Genomic DNA, 2,118 nt, shown 5'->3' with positions numbered 1-2,118 from the left:
CCCGCCCACTACTTCCCACCCCCCCAGGCCTTTAAAAATAAAACCCCCAGCCTATTTATCTCAACCCCTCCCCACCCCACCGCGTCCCCACGGGGTTCGTTCCCTTGACGAGGAGCACCGTGCCTGAGTTGCCCGAGGTCGAAGTAGTACGGCGCGGTCTGGAGCGCTGGGTCAGCGGGCGGGCCGTGAAGACCGTCGAGGTACGGCACCCACGGGCCGTACGACGGCATCTGGCGGGACCCGAAGGCTTCGCGAAGGCGCTCGCGGGGCACCGCATCGGTGAGGCCCGGCGGCGCGGCAAGTACCTGTGGCTGCCGCTCGACGACTCGCCTTTCTCCGTGCTCGCGCACCTCGGCATGAGCGGTCAGCTCCTGGTGCAGCCCGAGGACGCCCCCGACGAGAAGCACCTGCGCGTCCGTATCCGCTTCGAGGACGCCCTCGGCACCGAGCTGCGCTTCGTCGACCAGCGCACCTTCGGCGGACTCTCCCTGCACGAGAACACCCCCGACGGCCTGCCGGACGTCATCGCGCACATCGCGCGCGACCCGCTGGATTCCCTGTTCGACGACACCGCGTTCCACACGGCGCTGCGCGCCCGGCGCACGACCATCAAGCGCGCGCTGCTCGACCAGTCACTGATCAGCGGCGTCGGCAACATCTACGCCGACGAGGCGCTCTGGCGCTCCAGGCTGCACTACGAGCGCCCCACGGAAACCTTCACCCGGCCGCGCACGACCGAGCTGCTCGGCCACATCCGCGACGTCATGAACGACGCGCTCGCCGCAGGGGGCACCAGCTTCGACAGCCTGTACGTCAACGTCAACGGTGAGTCGGGGTACTTCGACCGGTCGCTCGACGCGTACGGGCGTGAGGGCGAGCCCTGTCGCCGGTGCGGGACGCCGATGCGCCGGCGCGCGTGGATGAACCGGTCCAGCTACTTCTGCCCGCGCTGTCAGCGGGCGCCGCGCGTCTCGTCGTAGGACTGGCGTGCCGTGAGTACGTCGTCCATGTGGCCCTCCACGAAGTGGACGAGGGTCAGCACGCGCTCGGCGACCTCGCGGCCGAGCGGGGTGAGCCGGTAGTCGACGCGCGGCGGGTTCGTGGGCTGCGCCTCGCGGTGCACCAGGCCGTCGCGCTCCAGTGCGTGCAGGGTCTGGGAGAGCATCTTCTCGCTGACGCCGTCGACGCGTCGGCGCAGTTCGTTGAAGCGGGACGAGCCGTCGTACAGCGCGCCCAGCGTGAGTGAACCCCAGCGGCCGGTGACGTGCTCCAGGGTGCCGCGGGAGGGGCACGCCTTGGCGAACACGTTGTACGGAAGGTCCTGCTCCTCCGTGCGCTCCTGTGTGATGTCCATTCCTCAAGCGTACTCGAGTGCAGCGCTAACCAGGAGGTTGCACTAACTAGAAGTTAGTGCTTTCCTTTTGGCATTGCCGGTGAGCTGCCGCTTCGGCGCGGCTCCCGTTTTCGTCCCCATGAGGAGTACGTAACGTGACCACCCCTGTTGTCTCCATCGCCTACCACTCGGGCTACGGCCACACGGCGGTCCTCGCCGAGGCGGTCCGCGCGGGTGCCATCGACGCGGGCGCCGAGGTGCACCTGATCGACGTCTCCGAGATCACCGAGGAGCAGTGGGCGAGCCTCGACGCCTCGGACGCGATCGTCTTCGGCTCGCCGACGTACATGGGCACCGCGTCCGGCGCCTTCCACGTCTTCGCGGAGGCGTCCTCCAAGCGCTGGTTCGGGCAGGACTGGAAGGACAAGCTGGCCGCCGGCTTCACCAACTCCGGCTCCAAGAGCGGCGACAAGCTGCACACCCTGCAGTTCTTCCAGATCCTCGCCGCGCAGCACGGCATGAACTGGGTCAACCTCGGCCTGCACCCGGGCTGGAACAACAGCGAGGGCTCCGAGCACGACCTGAACCGCCTCGGTGTCTTCGCCGGTGCGGCCGCCCAGACGAACGTCGACGAGGGCCCCGACGCCGTCCACAAGTCCGACACGGCCACCGCCGAACACCTCGGCCGCCTACCCCCTCCAAGAAGGGGTACCGCCCTCGGAACTGACAGACTCCGCCGATCCGTGAAGGATCAGAAGTCCATGTCACCGCCCGGCATGCCGCCC

Annotated in this window: 2 protein-coding genes and 1 pseudogene; 2 read left to right on the top strand and 1 reads right to left on the bottom strand. The window is 68.5% G+C overall.

Features of this window, described 5'->3' with window-relative positions; all coding sequences use genetic code 11:
- Positions 1–119 precede the first annotated feature (119 nt).
- The gene (mutM, locus tag ABZS97_RS43820) at positions 120–980 is read left to right on the top strand and encodes a bifunctional DNA-formamidopyrimidine glycosylase/DNA-(apurinic or apyrimidinic site) lyase (protein WP_356149640.1); all 861 of its coding nucleotides are present in this window, start codon (positions 120–122) and stop codon (positions 978–980) included.
- Here mutM and ABZS97_RS43815 read toward each other — a convergent pair.
- Positions 953–1,354 carry a helix-turn-helix domain-containing protein gene (locus tag ABZS97_RS43815; protein WP_356149637.1) on the bottom strand — a complete coding sequence of 134 codons (402 nt, stop codon included), beginning with the start codon at positions 1,352–1,354 and terminating at the stop codon, positions 953–955. The genes mutM and ABZS97_RS43815 overlap by 28 nt on opposite strands.
- Before the next feature lie 134 nt (positions 1,355–1,488).
- Here ABZS97_RS43815 and ABZS97_RS43810 point away from each other — a divergent pair.
- A pseudogene (locus ABZS97_RS43810) lies at positions 1,489–2,022 on the top strand (flavodoxin family protein); the annotation flags it as partial.
- Between the last annotated feature and the right edge of the window lie 96 nt (positions 2,023–2,118).

Origin of the sequence: Streptomyces sp. NPDC005485 (assembly GCF_040606085.1) — a bacterium.
Taxonomy (GTDB): Bacteria; Actinomycetota; Actinomycetes; order Streptomycetales; family Streptomycetaceae; genus Streptomyces.
Note: the sequence above shows the minus strand (reverse complement) of the source record. Positions and strands in the feature narration are given on the sequence as shown.